A 14,545-nucleotide genomic window follows, 5' to 3' on the forward strand; every position below is an offset into this window, starting at 1 on the left:
GTCGGCCTCCGGGAACCACGCGGAAATCCCCGACGTTACGAATTGCGCGTGAGGGTGACCTGCACCATCCTTGACCTCGCCTAGGATGGACAGGCTACGAGTGGTATGCGTGGGAGGCACCCGACTCGTTGAAGGCGCGTTCCGTTCAAGGCCGCCTCACTAACGGGACAGGTCGCGATCCGCGCGGCTATCCGATCTGCAAGGAGCTTCCGAGAGTGCCAGCTGTCATTGACAAGATTCTTCGCGCAGGCGAAGGCAAGGTCCTGCGCAAGCTCAAGCGGATCGCCAACCAGGTGAACTCCATCGAAGAGGAGTTCACCGAGAAGACCGACGCGGAGCTGCGCGAGCTGACGGACACCTACCGTGAGCGGCTGGCCGAGGGCGAGACCCTCGACGACCTGCTGCCCGAGGCGTTCGCCACCGCGCGGGAGGCCGCCCGCCGCGTGCTGGGCCAGCGCCACTTCGACGTCCAGGTCATGGGCGGCGCCGCACTGCACTTGGGCAACATCGCCGAGATGCGCACCGGTGAGGGCAAGACCCTGACGTGCGTGCTCCCCGCGTACCTGAACGCGCTCGCCGGCAAGGGCGTGCACGTGGTCACGGTGAACGACTACCTCGCCAAGCGCGACGCCGAGTGGATGGGCCGCGTGCACCAGTTCCTCGGCCTGGAAGTCGGCGTGATCCTCGGCAACATGACCCCCGAGGAGCGGCGCAAGGCCTACAACGCCGACATCACCTACGGCACGAACAACGAGTTCGGCTTCGACTACCTGCGCGACAACATGGCCTGGACCCTGGACGACTGCGTCCAGCGCGGCCACTTCTTCGCGGTCGTCGACGAGGTCGACTCGATCCTCATCGACGAGGCCCGCACCCCGCTGATCATCTCCGGCCCCGGCGACCAGAACTCCAAGTGGTTCGCCGAGTTCGCCAAGATCGCCCCGCGCCTGCGCCGCGCCTCCGCGGCCGACGCCGACGACGGCGACTACCAGGTCGACGAGAAGAAGCGCACCGTCGGCATCCTGGAGTCCGGTGTCGAGAAGGTCGAGGACTGGCTCGGCATCGAGAACCTCTACGACGCGACGAACACCCCTCTGGTCGGCTTCCTGAACAACGCCCTCAAGGCCAAGGAGCTGTACAAGAAGGACAAGGACTACCTGGTCGTCAACGGCGAGGTCCTGATCGTCGACGAGTTCACCGGCCGCGTCCTGCAGGGCCGCCGCTACAACGAGGGCATGCACCAGGCGATCGAGGCCAAGGAGGGGGTGGCGATCAAGGACGAGAACCAGACCCTCGCCACGATCACCCTCCAGAACTACTTCCGCCTCTACGGCAAGCTCGGCGGCATGACCGGCACCGCGCAGACCGAGGCGTCGGAGTTCAACAAGATCTACAAGCTGGGCGTCATCCCGATCCCGACGAACCGGCCGGCGCGCCGCGTCGACATCGCGGACGTGGTCTACAAGACCCAGCTCGCCAAGTTCGAGGCAGTGGTCAAGGACATTCTGGAGCGGCACGAGAAGGGCCAGCCGGTCCTGGTCGGCACCACCTCGGTCGCCAAGTCCGAGATGCTCTCGAAGATGCTCAAGAGCGAGGGCGTCCCGCACCAGGTGCTGAACGCCAAGCACCACGAGAAGGAGTCGGCGATCATCGCCGAGGCGGGCCGCAAGGGCGCCGTCACGGTGGCCACCAACATGGCGGGTCGAGGCACCGACATCATGCTCGGCGGCAACCCCGAGTTCCGCGCCGACCTCGAACTCCAGTCCCGCGGCCTGTCGCCGCTGGAGACGCCGGACGAGTACGAGGCGGCCTGGCCCGAGGCGCTGGAGAAGGCCAAGGAGGCCGTCAAGGGCGAGCACGAGATCGTCGCCGACGCGGGCGGCCTGTACGTGCTCGGCACCGAGCGGCACGAGTCCCGCCGGATCGACAACCAGCTGCGCGGCCGCTCCGGCCGCCAGGGCGACCCGGGCGAGTCCCGGTTCTACCTGTCGCTGGAGGACGACCTCATGCGGCTGTTCAACTCCGCCCGGGTCGAGGCGATCATGACCCGGCTGAACATCCCGGACGACGTGCCCATCGAGGCCAAGATCGTCTCCTCGGCGATCCGGTCGGCCCAGCACCAGGTCGAGCAGCAGAACTTCGAGATCCGCAAGAACGTCCTCAAGTACGACGAGGTGCTGAACCGCCAGCGCCAGGTCATCTACGCCGAGCGCCGCCGGGTGCTGGAGGGCGCGGACCTGCACGAGCAGGTGCGGCACATGATCGACGAGGTCGTCGACGGCTACGTCGCGGGCGCCACCTCCGAGGGCTTCGCCGAGGACTGGAACCTCGACATGCTCTGGAAGGCGTTCAAGCAGCTCTACCCGATCAGCGTCAGCGCCGAGGACCTCATCGAGGAGGCCGGCGGCGAGGTGCAGAACCTGTCGGCGGAGTTCCTCGCCGACAAGATCCGCGAGGACGCCCAGGCCGCCTACGACAAGCGCGAGGAGGAGCTGGGCGCGGAGGTCATGCGCGAGCTGGAGCGCCGCGTCGTGCTGACGGTCCTGGACCGCAAGTGGCGCGAGCACCTCTACGAGATGGACTACCTCCAGGAGGGCATCGGCCTGCGCGCGATGGCGCAGCGCGACCCGCTGGTGGAGTACCAGCGCGAGGGCTACGACATGTTCGCCTCGATGATGGAGGCGATCAAGGAGGAGTCGGTCGGCTACCTCTACCACCTCGAGGTCGAGGTGGAGGAGCAGCCCGCGGCGGTGTCCGTCGGCGCCAAGCCCGTCGCGGTGGCGGCGAGCGCGCTCGGCCAGCCGGAGGCCAAGAAGCTCGACTTCTCCGGCCCGACCGCCGAGGGCGAGGTCGAGCACCACACCGAGGGCACCGACCCGTACGAGGGCGTGTCCCGCAACGACCCCTGCCCGTGCGGCAGCGGCAAGAAGTTCAAGCGCTGCCACGGCGGGGCCTGAGCGGTTTCGCCGACGCCGCCCTCCCCCCGAGCGGGGGGAGGGCGGCGTCGCCGTTTCCGGTTCACCAGTGCAGAGCGGTCTCCACCGCGGCGCACCGCCAGATCCCGCGCCTGCGCACGAGCCGGACCGCGACGGGCTGGATCCGGCCGCCGATCACGACGGTCGCGCTGACCTCCGCGACGCCGGGCCCCGGCCGCTGGACGCGGCGGCCCCTGATGCGCGGGACGGTCCCGCGGGCCTTGCCCGCGGGGTGCCGCTGGCGGGAGAGCACCTCGGCGAGCTCCAGCGTGGACAGCCGCGCGAGCTGGGGGAAGGGCCGCAGCCCGGCGAACACCTCGGCGGCCACCCAGATGACGCGTTCGGCGGCTTCCTCCAGGCCGTCGGACTCGCACGGGTAGTCCTTCAGCGCGAGGTTCCCCTCGGTGCGCGGCTCGTCCGGCCCGTCGTCGTCGGCGATCGCCGGCACCAGCCGCAACACCCTGACCCGTCCCATGCCCCTGCCTCCTCTCGGGCGCGGCCCTGCGCGGCGCCCGATCTTGCAGAGCGGCGAGACGGTCAGCGGATGTCCCCGGCGAGGTAGATCGTCGGGAAAGCCGCTCGGGGGTGCCGACTACCGGGGGAGGTCCAGGCTCGTGTGCAGCTGGTATCTGTCCGCGCGGTACGTCGACTCGGTCAGCTCGGCGCAGGTGGCGCGCAGGTACGACCTGCGGCGCAGCAGCAGGACGGGGCTGGGCTGGGGGAGCTGGAGCAGCTCGGCGTCGAGCGGGGTGGCGATGGCCGCCTCGACGGTCTGGTCGCCGGAGTCGAACGAGATCCCGTAGCGGCGCTCCAGAAGGTCGTAGAGGGACTGTCCGGCCAGCCGGGTGGTGAGGAGATCGGGGGCCAGGGCCGCGGGGATGTGGCAGCGTTCCACGGCCATGGGGGAGCCGTCGGCGGTGCGCAGCCGCTCCAGGACGTGCACGTAGGCCCCGGGGCCGAGACCGAGGGCGCGGGCGATGTGCCCGGAGGCCGGGACCGTGCGGTGGTCGAGGTCGATCGCGCCGGGCGTCATGCCGCGGGCCTTCATCTCGGCGGTGAAGGACGAGCTGAGCCGGAGCGGCATGTCTATCTTCGGCCGGGCGACGAAGGTGCCCTTGCCCGGGACGCGGTAGAGGCGGCCTTCGGAGACGAGCTGGTCGACGGCCTGGCGGACCGTCATCCGGGACAGGCCGTAGCGCTGGCACAGCTCGCGCTCGGACGGCATGGGGGCGTCGGGCTCGGCCCCGGCCTCCTCGATCAGGTCGACGAGGAGGGCGCGGAGCTGAACGTACTTCGGGACCGGGCTTGTCGCGTCGATCACTGCGTGGCACCGCCTCGCTGAAAGGGCTGTGTGGGGGAGAACAGCCCGCCTGGGGGCTGTTCTCTCATGCTTTCACAAGGGTAAGGTTCGTACTGGTCTAGTCCAGACTGGACCAATGCTTGGGCCATGCTCTTTTCGGGGCTGTCTTCCGGGCTATCTCCCCCTATCCGTCCAGGGAGGACGTGTTGACCAGCCGTATGCGGCACGAGATCGGTGAGCAGCCCGAGGCGCTGCGCCGGACCGTCGCGGACCTGCTCCCCCAACTCGACGCCGTGCGGGCCGCCGCCGCGCGCACCCGCCAGGTGCTCTTCATCGCCCGCGGGTCCTCCGACAACGCCGCCGTCTACGGCCGCTACTTGGCCGAGGCGTACGCGGGACGGCTCGGGACCCTCGCCGCACCCTCGATAGCCACCTCCTACAAGCGGCGGCTCGACCTCGACGGGGTGCTCGCGGTCGCGATCAGCCAGTCGGGCCGCACCGAGGAGATCGTCGAGACGCTGGAGTGGGCCAAGGCGTGCGGCGCGGTCACCGTCGGGGTGACGAACGGGGAGGGCTCCCCGCTGGCCGAGTCCGCCGACGTGGCGCTGCTGACCAGGGCTGGCGACGAACTGGCCGTCCCGGCGACCAAGACCTACACGACGCAGCTCGCGGCCCTGGCCGTCCTGGGCGTCGGGCTGGGCGCCGAGGTCGACCCCGACGACCTGCGCCGGGTGCCGGACGAGGTGGAAAGGCTCATCGCCGAGACCGAGGGCTCCGACGCGCTCGCGGAGATCACCGCGGAGCTGGCCAAGGTCCCCGGGACCGTCGTGTCCGCCCGGGGCATCGCCTTCGGCACCGCCCTGGAGCTGGCGCTGAAGCTCAAGGAGGCGTGCTATCTGCACGCGATGGGGCTGTCGTACGCGGACCTGCTGCACGGGCCGATCGCCGTCGTCGACGAGGACACGCCCGCGCTCGTGCTGGGCGCGGAGGGAAGCCCGACCCTGGAGGGCACCGTCTCCCTGGCCGCCCGGGTCACCGGCGCGGGCGCCCGCGTCTACGGGATCGGCGGGGGCGCGGAGCTGGCGTCGGCGGCCTCGGTGGCGCTCCCCGGGCCGCGGCTGCCGGAGTGGGTGGCGCCGCTGGGCCTGATCGTCCCGGGGCAGCTCCTGGTCGAGCGGCTGGCCAGAACCCTCGGTATCGATCCGGACAACCCTCGCGGCTTGCGTAAAGTAACCCAGACCGGAGCATAGGCCGGGAATGCCTCTGGCAAAGGGCAGTGTTGGAAGTAGTGAGCCCTTCACCAGGGTCAACTCCAGAAAGTCCCATCGAGCACCTGCCGTTCACCTCACTCGATCAAAATCGAGGACGGTGGGAGGTTCGCATCGAAGCGGGTGAGCGATCAGTCGATCGTCTGGAACAATTCACCCGCGAAGGAGGATCGAGGATCATGACTATGGCTGAGCGACACGTGCGGGTCGAGTCCCTGGTCGGCCTGCACTCGAGGCCGGCCGCGGAGTTCGTCAAGGCCGCCGCCGAGGCTCCGATGGACGTCACCATCGGGCGCTTCGCGGAGGTGCCCGTCAACGCCAAGAGCATTCTCGGCGTGCTCGCGCTGGACGCCCGGCAGGGCGAGCAGCTGAGGCTCTGCGCCGAGGGCGAAGGCGCCGACGAGGTGCTGGACTCCCTCTGCACGCTCTTCACGGAGCCGAATGCGTGAGTTCACGGGGACAGGAGTCAGTCCGGGCGTAGGCGTGGGCCGCGTCCGGGTGATGACCGGTGCCGTCCCCGTGCCGCCCGCGGAGCCGTTCACCGGCGACCGCGTGGCCGAGACCGCACGGGCGCTCGCCGCGCTCGAAGAGGTCGCGCAGGAACTGGAGTCCCGCGCCGCCGCGGCCGGCGGCGAAGCCGCCGACGTGCTGTCGGCGCAGGCCCTGATGGCCCGCGACCCCGACCTCGCCGGCGAGGTCACCGTCGGCGTGTCCGCGGGACTGACCGCCGCCCGCGCCGTCTACGAGTCGTTCGGGTTCTACCGCGAACTGCTCGGCGGCTCCGGCGCCTACATCTCCGCGCGCGTCGCCGATCTCGACGACGTCCGCGACCGGACCGTCGCCCGGCTCATGGCCTTCGCGGTGCCCGGCATGCCCGAGACCGACGAGAGCTACGTGCTCATCACCCAGGACCTCGCCCCGGCCGATCTCGCGCTGCTCGACCCCGCCCACTGCGTCGCGTTCGTGACCGAGGAGGGCGGGCCGATCGGCCACACCGCGATCCTCGCCCGGGCCATGGGCATCCCCGCGATCGTCGCCTGCGCCGGCGCGCTCGAAGTGCCCGAAGGGGCCTTCGTCCTCGCCGACGGCGCCTCCGGCACTCTCGTCCTGGAGCCCGACCCCGCGCGCATCGAACGCGCCCGCGCCGCCGAGAAGGCCCGCGCCGAGGCCGTCGGCAGCGCCATCGGGCCGGGCCGCACCAAGGACGGCCATCAGGTGCCGCTGCTGGCCAACGTCGGCGGCCCCGCCGACATCGAACCCGCCCTGCGCAACGGCGCCGAGGGCGTCGGACTGTTCCGCTCCGAATACCTCTTCCTCGACGAGGCGGTGCCGCCCAGCGAGGAACAGCAGATCGCCGCCTACCGGGCCGTCCTGGAGGCGTTCCCGCGCGTCGTCGTCCGCGTGCTGGACGCCGGAGCCGACAAGCCCCTGTCCTTCCTGCCGCCCGCCGCCGTCGAGCCCAACCCGGCACTCGGCGAGCGCGGCCTGCGGCTGCTGCGACGCCACCCCGACGTGCTCAAAGGCCAGCTCAAGGCCCTCGCCAAGGCCGCCGAAGGGCTGCCCGCCGACAGGCTCCGCGTCATGGCCCCGATGGTGACCGACGCCGAAGAGGCCCGCGTGTTCACCCGCGCGTGCCGCGACGCCGGGATCCAGCAGGCCGGGATCATGATCGAGGTGCCCGCCGCCGCCGTGCGCGCCCACGACATCGCCGAAGAGGTCGACTTCTTCAGCCTCGGCACCAACGACCTCGCCCAGTACGTCTTCGCCGTCGACAGGCAGGTCTCCAGCCTCACCCGGCTGCAGAACCCGTGGCGGCCCGCCCTCCTCGACCTCATGGCGCACGCCGCCCGCGCCGCCACCGAGGCCGGCAAGGGCTGCGGCGTGTGCGGCGAAGCCGCCGCCGACCCCGTCATGGCGTGCGTCCTCGCCGGACTGGGCGTCACCAGCCTCAGCATGAGCTCACCCTCGCTGCCGCTCGTCCGCGCCGCCCTGGCCGCCCACACCTACGCCGAATGCCAGGAAGCCGCCCGCGCCGCCCGAGCCGCCCGCATCGCAGGCGACGCCCGAGCCGCCGCCCGAGCAGCCCTCCCCGCCCTGGAGACTCTGGGCCTGTAGCTGTGTTCGCTGGCCAGACCTCCGGCCCTAGGTGGCCTGCGGTCTGGCGGGTGATCGGGCGCTTTCGCGCCCTGGGCTGCCCGATCACGTGACCGGCCGCGCCTTCGGCGCTCCCTGGAAACGACTCGAGCGTGGATGCGCTGGTGGTGCTCTCTCAATCGACCCGTGTGGGTGCGCTCTTCTGGGAGCTCTTCAGTGGAACCTCTTTGGGGGGTTCGGGGAAGAGCGGGTGTGGAGCTGTTGACGGAAGTGGGCGACGCGGAGCTGATTCGGCTTTCGCGGGACGCGCCTGAGCGGTTCGCTGAGCTCTTCGACCGGTATGCACGGGATGTTCACGGGTACGTGGCGCGGCGGCTCGGGCCGCAGTACGCCGACGACGTGGTGGGCGAGACGTTCCTTGTGGCGTTCCGGCGAAGAGATCGGTACGACACCGCCCGGGACAACGCGCGGCCCTGGCTGTACGGGATCGCGACGAACCTCATCGCCCGGCACCACCGGGCCGAGAAGCGGTTCCTGCGGGCGTTGGAGCGGACGGGCGTCGACCCGGTCGCCGAGGCGTTCGACGACGGGGTCGTCAGCCGGGTCGACGCGAGAGGGCAGCAGCGGGCGCTCGCGGGGGCGCTCGCGCGCCTGTCGCGCGGTGAGCGCGACGTGCTGCTGCTCATCGCCTGGGGCGGGCTCAGCTATGACGAAGTGGCCGGGACCCTCGGGATCGCGATCGGGACCGTGCGGTCCCGGCTGCACCGGGGCCGGGCGAAGGTGCGCGCCGCGCTGGGCGGCGCCGATCCGACGGCGAGTGAGGACGGGACATGAACGAGACGAACGAGCTGGACCAGGTGAGAACGCTGCGCGCCGACCTTCCCGCGCTCGGCGCCGCGGCGGAGGCCGCGGCCCGGGCCGACCTGCTCGCCGTGATCGCCACGACGAACACGGCTCCGCGGCCCCGGTGGCGGGTCCCTGCCCTGCGACTGGGCGTGGGCCTCGCCGGAGTCGCCGCCGCCGCCACCGCGGCGGCGCTGGTGCTCGCGCCGGCCTCCGAGCCCGCGCCCGCGGCGGCCTGGGAGATCAAGCGGACCGGCGACGGCTGGGAGATCGAGGTCAAGGACGGCAGAGCCGACCTCGGCGGGGTCTTCCAGCTCGTCGGGACGCTGACGGCCGAAGGCGGGCCGCGGCAGCCCGCCGCGACGCCGAAGGACCCGGCCGACCGAGGGGGCGCGCCGATGGAGATCCGCATCGAGGGCTGCGGTCCGGACGTTCCGCTCGAAGAGTGCGACGTCAGGGCGGTGATCTCCGGTGAGGTGGGTCCCGACACGGTGCTCAACGGCGGCGAGGAGCTCGCCGGGAAGGCGGGCGGGGACGAGCCGCCGGAGCTGCGCGGGAGCACGGTCGCCGAGGCCGTCGCGAAGGTCACCGGGCTCGGGCTCGGGGTCTCCTACGCCGCGGGGTGGCTCGCCGACGACGGCACCGGCACGATCGACATCCCTGCCCGCCCGTGGAAGCCGTCCGACACGGCGCGGGTCAGCGGTGCCTACCTCTCGGCGGACGACCGGGTGACGCTCATCGTGGAGGAACCGCTGGACTAGGTACGCGAGGCGCGGGAGGGGCGGCGGGGGCCGCCCCTCCGGTGCGGCGCATCGGCGGCCGCCCTCCGCCGAGCGCCCTCACGCGGGTGCATCCGGCGGCGGAGGCGGGCAAAGATCACGACGTGGTCTGGCGGGCGGCGATCAGCCTGGTGAGGGCCGGGAGGGCCGCGGCGATCGCGGTCCGGTCCTCGGCGGGGGCGTCCGCGATCATCCCGGCGAGCAGGGCGACGCGTTCGGCGCGGCGGCCCTGGGACAGGGCGCGCCCTGTCTCGGTCACCTCGACCAGGACGCCGCGCCCGTCTTCGGCGCTGGCCGTGCGCCGGACGTACCCGTCGCGCTCCAGCCTGCCCACGAGCTGGGTCATGCCGGGCTGGGAGACGCCCTGGGCGCGGGCCAGCTCGGTCAGCCGCTGCGGGCCGATCCGGACGAGGCGGTACAGCACCGAGGACGCCGAGGAGCTCAGCCCGTCGGCGGTCTCGACCTGGCGCAGGAACGGAAGCAGCACTTCGACGAACCCGAACAGCTCGTCTGCCGGCTCCACCTCAAGGACCCCCTTGCGTACGAGTGCGTCCGCTGCACGAGTTGCGTTCGCGCGATCAGCGCAGGTCGGGCAGCTCTTGGGTGGCGAACCACATGAGCTCGTGGCCTTCGGCGCCGTCCACGGTGAACTGGGCGTCGAGGTCGCCCTGGTCGGCGGCGCCCAGGGCGACGGCGGCGGCCTGGACGTCGAGGGCGGCCCCGGGGTCGTCGACATGACCGGAGACGATCTTCTTCATGGGGACGACGTCGCGGAGACGGACCTCGGCGCGGTCGCTCTCCCCGAGGTTCTCGTAGCCGCCCTCGTAGGCGATGGAGCCGTCGGGGACCTCGGCGGCGAGCACGACGCGGCGGCTCGGCGCCGCGAGGTCGCCGGCGAGCATCCGCAGGCTGGCCCGGGCGGCGGCGAGCATCGCGGCGTACTCCAGCTCCTCGGTGTCGCCGTCGGCGTACCACTCGCGCAGCGCGGGCGTCACCGCGTAGGCGCGGTGGACGGTGATCTCCCCGTCGGCCAGGGCCCGGGCGAGTTCCGGCAGGGTGGACGGAAGGTAGACGCGCATCCCCACAGTGTCGCACCTGTTCGTTCGCGGTGCCTTCGGCGGCGCAGGGATCGTGGTCTTCGGACCCGATCAGTTCGGCGGCGCCGCGGTGCGTGGCACGGGGTCCGCGGCCTGCGCGGAGGTCGGCCGGGCCGTGCGGGCCAGGGCGAGGAGGTCGCGGGCGGGGCCCGCGGGCGGCGGCCCGGGACGCCAGACGGCTCGCAGGCGGCGGGTGAGCGAGACGTCGGCGAGGGGGACCTCGACGAGGCGGCGGATGGCGAGTTCCTCGGTGAGGGCGAGTTCGCTGAGGACGCAGGGGCCAGCCCCGCCCGCGGCGGCCGACTTCACCGCGGTGGTGGAGGCGAGTTCGAGGAGCGGCGCGGCGTGCCAGGACAGGGCGGCGTCGAGGACCTGCCGGGTGCCCGAGCCCTCCTCGCGCAGGATGAGCGGGGTCGCGGCGAGTTCCTCGGCGGTCACCGGGGCGTGCCGCCGGGCCCACGGGTGGGCGGGCGCGACCGCGACGACGAGGCGGTCGCCGCCGATGACGGTGCCGGCCAGCCCGGCGGGCATCGAGAGCCCTTCGACGAATCCGAGTTCGGCGTCCCCGGCGAGCAGGCGCTCGGCGACGAACTGGGAGTTCCCGGCCAGCAGCGACACCGCGGTGCCGGGCCGGGCGGCGCGCAGCGCGATGAGCCATCCGGGCAGCAGGTATTCGGCGATGGTCATGCTGGCGGCCACGGTGAGCCGGGAGTCGCGGTGCGAGCGCAGCGCCTGCGCCCCGGCGTCGAAGGCCTCGGCCGCCTCGACGATCCGGCGGGCCCAGTCCGTCACGAGGACGCCCGCGTGGGTGAGGGTGGAGCCGCGGGGGGAGCGATCGACGAGCGGGACGCCGAGGGTCCGTTCCATCGTGCGGATCCGGCCGCTCGCGGCGGGCTGGGAGATGCCGAGTTCGGCGGCCGCGCGGCCGAGGCTGCCGAGCCGGGCGACGGCGAGCAGCAGCTCCAGCGCCGCGAGGTCCGGCACCCGGTGCCCGAGCGGCCCGCGTTCCCCCATCGGACCAGCTTATGGCCTGCGCCGCCGACCTCCGGGCATAAGGCGGCCTTATGGGTCCATAGGGCCAAGGTGCCTGGTGGACCGGTCCCGAAGGCGCGAAGGTGGAGTGAGCAGCGCGCCAGGCTGTGCATCGCGACCGCGTCGATGAGGGATCGGCTCGGCCCCGCCCTTCGGGGCGTTCGCGATGGCGCCGTCCGCGGCCGGGAAACGCCACCCGGCCGCGGGCGCGCCAGGGGCCGCCCGCCCCCTTCTCACGAGTGATCGTCCGTCACGGTGGTTCATGCCCGGTAATGGACGTTCACGGGAAGTCCACGTACCGTTCGCCGACGCGTAGGCAACCCCTTCTACGTTCGCCGGGTGAACTGGCGAAATGTGGTGCAGGACCAACTGGTGAGGCGGACGGGATACGAGGTGCGCAGGGCGGTGCCCGCCCAGGGGCCGCCCCCGGCCGTGGAGCAGGAGGAGGCGCGGCCGCCCGCCTTCCCCGAGGCCGACAGGCTGCTGCGCGCGCCGGTCTTCCTGCTGTCGTCGGTGCGTTCGGGCTCGACCCTGCTGCGGATGATGCTCGACAGCCATCCCCGCATCCACGCCCCGCACGAGATGCATCTGCGCCGGATGGGCGTGGAGTTGAAGTCGCCGCCGGTGCGGATGGCGATGGAGGCGTCCGAGCTGCGCAGGACGGACCTGGAGCATCTGCTGTGGGACCGCGTGCTGCACCGGGAGATGGTGCGGCACGGCAAGGAGATCATGGTGGAGAAGACCCCGAGCAACGCCTTCGGGTGGTGGCGGATCCAGCAGTGCTGGCCCGACGCCCGGTGGATCTTCCTCATCCGGCACCCGATGTCGATCGCGCTGTCGTGGCACGAGGCCGACCCCGAGGAGCGGCCCTGGACGAGGGCGGTGCCGCACACCCTGCGGTACATGGAGCAGGTCGAGCGCTGCCGCGCCAAGCTGTCCGGGCCGACCGTGCGCTACGAGGAACTCGTCTCGGACCCGGAGAAGGTGACGCGCGAGCTCTGCGCCGCGCTGGGCGTGGAGTGGTCGCCGGCGATGCTGGAGTACGGCTCCCGCGACCACGGCCCGATCGTCAAGGGCATCGGCGACTGGCGCGACAAGATCGTGACGGGCCGGGTGCAGCCCGGACGGGAGCTGCCCGACACCGCGCAGATCCCCGAGGAGCTGCTGCCGATGTGCCGGACCTGGGGCTACGTCGCCTGACCGCGCCGGCTACAGGGGCAGCCCGAGCAGCCCGGCGAGTTCCGTCCTGGTGTCGCGCGCGGTGGTGTGCAGCACTCCGGTGAGGCCGAGCGCCTCGGCCGCCGCGATGTTCTCGGCGATGTCGTCGATGAAGACGCACTGGGACGCGGTGAGGCCGAGCGCGTCGAGGGTGTGCGCGAAGATCTCGGGCGCGGGCTTGCGCATGCCGACCTCGCCGGAGATGACGACGGTGTCGAACAGCCCGGCCCACAGCTCGCGCGGGTAGGTGTTGCCCCACGAGTTCGACAGCAGCGCGGTCTGGAACCCGCCCGCCTTGGCGGCGTGCAGCGCCTCGTACATCGGCTCGATGGGGTCGAACGCGGCGAACATCCGGTCGAGCAGGCCTTCGGCGGACACGGCCCCGCCGTCGACGGTGACGAGTTCGGCGGCCAGCAGCCGTTCGAACTCGGCGGGGGGCAGGGAGCCGTCCTCCAACGCGTGGATGAGGTTGCCGCCCGAGTAGGCCGACGCGGCGTGCTCACCCGCGTAGGCGTGCGCGAACCATGTCCGCATGGTCGTCTTGTAGACCTCGGTGTCGATGCGGTCGGCCGCCAGCCAGACCTTGATCGCGTCGTTCAGCGGGGACGTGAGGACACCGCCCCAGTCGGTGATCACCGCACGTATCGTCATACCGGACATGGTAGAGCTGACTCGCGAGTCACTTGTGCCCGCCCCGGTAAGTGCGAGCTGACGGGCGGGTGCGAGACTTCCGGCATGGACTTCGAACTGAGCCCGAAGGCTGCCGAGTACCAGGCCAAGCTGCTGGAGTTCATGGACTCCCACGTCTATCCGGCAGAGAAGGCCTACGCCGAGTGGCGCGCGGTCAACGACCCGCACGCGCTCCCCCCGATCGTCGAGGAACTGAAGGTCGAGGCCCGCAAGCGCGGCCTGTGGAACCTCTTCCTGCCCGAACTCGGCGGCCTGTCGAACCTGGAGTACGCGACCCTCGCCGAGATCACCGGCCGCAGCCCGGACATCGCCCCCGAGGCGCTCAACTGCCAGGCGCCCGACACGGGCAACATGGAGACCCTGCACCTGTTCGGCACCGACGAGCAGAAGAAGCAGTGGCTGGAGCCGCTGCTGAACGGCGAGATCCGCTCCGCCTTCGCGATGACCGAGCCGGACGTCGCCAGCTCCGACGCCACCAACATCCAGATGAGCATCGTCCGCGACGGCGACGAGTACGTCATCAACGGCCGCAAGTGGTGGATCACCGGCGCCGCCGACGAGCGCTGCAAGATCTTCATCGTCATGGGCAAGACCGACCCCGAGGGCCCGGCGCACCGCCAGCAGTCGATGATCCTGGTGCCCCGCGACACCCCCGGCTTCACCGTCGTGCGCGACCTGCCCGTGTTCGGCCGGCACGACCAGCACGGCCACTGCGAGCTGCGCTTCGAGGACGTCCGCGTGCCGGTCTCGAACCTCCTGGCCGAGGAGGGCGACGGCTTCCTGATCTCCCAGGCGCGCCTCGGTCCCGGCCGCATCCACCACGCCATGCGCGCCCTCGGCATGGCCGAGCGGGCCCTTGAGCTGATGTGCCGCCGGGCCGCCGACCGCGTCGCGTTCGGCAAGCCGCTGGCCTCGCAGGGCGTCGTCCAGCAGCAGATTGCCGAGTCGCGGATCGCGATCGAGCAGGCCCGGCTGCTCGTGCTCAAGACCGCCTGGCTGATCGACAGGCACGGCGCCAAGGGCGCGCGCACCGAGATCGCGGCGATCAAGGTCGTGGTCCCGCGGATCGCGCACGAGGTGATCGACAGGGCGATCCAGGTGCACGGCGGGGCGGGGGTCTCCGATGACACGCCGCTCGCGGCGATGTACACGTGGGTCCGCGCGATGCGGCTCTTCGACGGCCCGGACGAGGTCCACATCCGAACGCTGGCCCGGCAGGAGCTCAGGCCGTACCTCTCCTAGGCGGTAC

General features: G+C 71.8%; 14 protein-coding genes. 8 read left to right on the forward strand and 6 right to left on the reverse strand.

Annotated features, from left to right (window positions below):
* Positions 1 to 215 precede the first annotated feature (215 nt).
* The gene (gene secA, locus ACYVOM_RS27560) at positions 216 to 2,957 is read left to right on the forward strand and encodes a preprotein translocase subunit SecA (protein WP_460306427.1); all 2,742 of its coding nucleotides are present in this window, start codon (positions 216 to 218) and stop codon (positions 2,955 to 2,957) included.
* Positions 2,958 to 3,018: 61 nt separating this feature from the next.
* Here secA and ACYVOM_RS27565 read toward each other — a convergent pair whose 3' ends face one another.
* Both ACYVOM_RS27565 and ACYVOM_RS27570 read right to left on the reverse strand, forming a co-directional pair.
* Positions 3,019 to 3,450, reverse strand: a complete 432-nt coding sequence (locus tag ACYVOM_RS27565) for an Rv3235 family protein (protein WP_460306428.1) — start codon at positions 3,448 to 3,450, stop codon at positions 3,019 to 3,021.
* Between the two features lie 117 nt (positions 3,451 to 3,567).
* Positions 3,568 to 4,296 carry a GntR family transcriptional regulator gene (locus ACYVOM_RS27570; RefSeq protein WP_460306429.1) on the reverse strand — a complete coding sequence of 243 codons (729 nt, stop codon included), beginning with the start codon at positions 4,294 to 4,296 and terminating at the stop codon, positions 3,568 to 3,570.
* Between the two features lie 197 nt (positions 4,297 to 4,493).
* Here ACYVOM_RS27570 and ACYVOM_RS27575 point away from each other — a divergent pair, with 197 nt between their 5' ends.
* The 5 genes from ACYVOM_RS27575 to ACYVOM_RS27595 all read left to right on the forward strand — a co-directional run bounded on the left by ACYVOM_RS27575 (position 4,494) and on the right by ACYVOM_RS27595 (position 9,241).
* Entirely contained in the window at positions 4,494 to 5,525 is a 1,032-nt protein-coding gene (locus ACYVOM_RS27575; protein ID WP_460306610.1) for an SIS domain-containing protein, read from the forward strand.
* Positions 5,526 to 5,728: 203 nt separating this feature from the next.
* Positions 5,729 to 5,992: an HPr family phosphocarrier protein gene (locus ACYVOM_RS27580; protein ID WP_460306430.1), complete on the forward strand. Its 264-nt coding sequence runs from the start codon at positions 5,729 to 5,731 to the stop codon at positions 5,990 to 5,992.
* Complete coding sequence (gene ptsP, locus ACYVOM_RS27585; protein ID WP_460306431.1) at positions 5,985 to 7,658, forward strand: phosphoenolpyruvate--protein phosphotransferase; 1,674 nt, start codon at positions 5,985 to 5,987, stop codon at positions 7,656 to 7,658. Before ACYVOM_RS27580 ends, ptsP begins: the two co-directional genes overlap by 8 nt.
* 231 nt (positions 7,659 to 7,889) lie before the next feature.
* Positions 7,890 to 8,471: an RNA polymerase sigma factor gene (locus tag ACYVOM_RS27590; RefSeq protein WP_460306432.1), complete on the forward strand. Its 582-nt coding sequence runs from the start codon at positions 7,890 to 7,892 to the stop codon at positions 8,469 to 8,471.
* Complete coding sequence (locus ACYVOM_RS27595) at positions 8,468 to 9,241, forward strand: hypothetical protein (protein ID WP_460306433.1); 774 nt, start codon at positions 8,468 to 8,470, stop codon at positions 9,239 to 9,241. Before ACYVOM_RS27590 ends, ACYVOM_RS27595 begins: the two co-directional genes overlap by 4 nt.
* 115 nt (positions 9,242 to 9,356) lie before the next feature.
* Here the strand turns inward: ACYVOM_RS27595 and ACYVOM_RS27600 are convergent, their stop codons facing one another.
* From ACYVOM_RS27600 to ACYVOM_RS27610, 3 genes are all read right to left on the reverse strand, one after another.
* A complete protein-coding gene (locus ACYVOM_RS27600; protein ID WP_460306434.1) occupies positions 9,357 to 9,782 on the reverse strand; it encodes a MarR family winged helix-turn-helix transcriptional regulator in 426 nt (141 codons plus the stop codon).
* Positions 9,783 to 9,837: 55 nt separating this feature from the next.
* Positions 9,838 to 10,338 carry a DUF6912 family protein gene (locus tag ACYVOM_RS27605; protein ID WP_460306435.1) on the reverse strand — a complete coding sequence of 167 codons (501 nt, stop codon included), beginning with the start codon at positions 10,336 to 10,338 and terminating at the stop codon, positions 9,838 to 9,840.
* Between the two features lie 69 nt (positions 10,339 to 10,407).
* The gene (locus ACYVOM_RS27610) at positions 10,408 to 11,370 is read right to left on the reverse strand and encodes a LysR family transcriptional regulator (RefSeq protein WP_460306436.1); all 963 of its coding nucleotides are present in this window, start codon (positions 11,368 to 11,370) and stop codon (positions 10,408 to 10,410) included.
* A 390-nt stretch (positions 11,371 to 11,760) separates the two neighbouring features.
* Between ACYVOM_RS27610 and ACYVOM_RS27615 the strand changes: the two genes are divergently transcribed.
* Positions 11,761 to 12,588: a sulfotransferase family protein gene (locus ACYVOM_RS27615; RefSeq protein WP_460306437.1), complete on the forward strand. Its 828-nt coding sequence runs from the start codon at positions 11,761 to 11,763 to the stop codon at positions 12,586 to 12,588.
* A gap of 9 nt (positions 12,589 to 12,597) precedes the next feature.
* Here ACYVOM_RS27615 and ACYVOM_RS27620 read toward each other — a convergent pair whose 3' ends face one another.
* Positions 12,598 to 13,257: an HAD family hydrolase gene (locus ACYVOM_RS27620; protein ID WP_460306438.1), complete on the reverse strand. Its 660-nt coding sequence runs from the start codon at positions 13,255 to 13,257 to the stop codon at positions 12,598 to 12,600.
* 84 nt (positions 13,258 to 13,341) lie between these two features.
* Between ACYVOM_RS27620 and ACYVOM_RS27625 the strand changes: the two genes are divergently transcribed.
* Positions 13,342 to 14,538 (forward strand): acyl-CoA dehydrogenase family protein, encoded by a 1,197-nt coding sequence (locus ACYVOM_RS27625; protein ID WP_460306439.1) that lies wholly within the window; start codon positions 13,342 to 13,344, stop codon positions 14,536 to 14,538.
* Positions 14,539 to 14,545: the final 7 nt, after the last annotated feature.

The sequence above is a fragment of the Actinocorallia aurea genome (assembly GCF_054783995.1).

Bases quoted from the DNA above. Each gene is read 5' to 3' on its own strand.
- ACYVOM_RS27595 (WP_460306433.1), top strand. From the start codon at position 8,468: ATGAACGAGACGAACGAGCTGGACCAGGTGAGAACGCTGCGCGCCGAC.
- ACYVOM_RS27605 (WP_460306435.1), bottom strand. From the start codon at position 10,338: ATGCGCGTCTACCTTCCGTCCACCCTGCCGGAACTCGCCCGGGCCCTG.
- ptsP (WP_460306431.1), top strand. From the start codon at position 5,985: ATGCGTGAGTTCACGGGGACAGGAGTCAGTCCGGGCGTAGGCGTGGGC.
- ACYVOM_RS27625 (WP_460306439.1), top strand. From the start codon at position 13,342: ATGGACTTCGAACTGAGCCCGAAGGCTGCCGAGTACCAGGCCAAGCTG.
- ACYVOM_RS27620 (WP_460306438.1), bottom strand. From the start codon at position 13,257: ATGACGATACGTGCGGTGATCACCGACTGGGGCGGTGTCCTCACGTCC.
- ACYVOM_RS27610 (WP_460306436.1), bottom strand. From the start codon at position 11,370: ATGGGGGAACGCGGGCCGCTCGGGCACCGGGTGCCGGACCTCGCGGCG.
- ACYVOM_RS27565 (WP_460306428.1), bottom strand. From the start codon at position 3,450: ATGGGACGGGTCAGGGTGTTGCGGCTGGTGCCGGCGATCGCCGACGAC.
- ACYVOM_RS27580 (WP_460306430.1), top strand. From the start codon at position 5,729: ATGGCTGAGCGACACGTGCGGGTCGAGTCCCTGGTCGGCCTGCACTCG.
- ACYVOM_RS27575 (WP_460306610.1), top strand. From the start codon at position 4,494: ATGCGGCACGAGATCGGTGAGCAGCCCGAGGCGCTGCGCCGGACCGTC.